Origin of the sequence: Myroides albus (genome assembly GCF_009711045.1) — a bacterium.
In the GTDB taxonomy this organism is placed as follows: domain Bacteria; phylum Bacteroidota; class Bacteroidia; order Flavobacteriales; family Flavobacteriaceae; genus Flavobacterium; species Flavobacterium album_A.
Window position 1 is genome coordinate 1 of the sequence record NZ_WMJX01000128.1, and the last position, 721, is coordinate 721.

At 27.3% G+C, this 721-nt stretch carries 1 protein-coding gene; it reads left to right on the forward strand.

Annotated features, from left to right (window positions below; genetic code table 11):
• A partial coding sequence (locus GJV76_RS15630) for an IS982 family transposase (protein WP_155093504.1) occupies positions 1 to 706 on the forward strand: 706 nt, incomplete at its 5' end.
• Positions 707 to 721 lie beyond the last annotated feature (15 nt).

The following is a 721-nucleotide window of genomic DNA, read 5'->3' on the forward strand; positions in this document are numbered from 1 at the left end:
ACTCTTACCTAAAGAATTAAAACAAAAAATAGAACGCAGTGTTTATAATAGAAGAAAACGTCGTTTGTTTTTTCATATTGAAGCTTTAAGAGTCAAAATCTCAAAATTGATTAATAATAATCAAACTCATTTTATTATTGATAGTATGCCATTAGAGGTTTGTAAACTATCAAGAAGTAATAGAGCTAAAATTTGTAAAGAACAATACGAGACTTCTCCCAATCAAGGCTATTGTGCCTCTCAATCTATGTATTTTTATGGATATAAACTACATGCAGTTTGTTCATTTGAAGGTGTTTTTCATAGTATAGATTTAACCAAAGCTTCTGTACATGATATTAGATATTTAGAAGATGTAAAGCATCAAATGAATGATTGTGTGATAATTGGAGATAAAGGTTATTTATCAAGTAAGATACAATTAGATTTATTTGAGAGTGCCAATATTGAGTTAAGTACTCCTAAAAGAAAAAATCAACTTGACTATAAGCCACAATTCTTTTTATACCAAAAAGGTAGGAAAAGAATTGAAACCTTATTCTCTCAATTATGTGATCAATTTATGATTAGACGTAATTATGCTAAATCATTTGATGGCTATAGAACCAGAATATTATCTAAGATAACTGCCTTGACTACAATACAATATATTAATAAATTCTTACTCAATAGAAATCTAAATACTTTAAAAAAACCGATTGTTTAAAATGCACAACGGGTT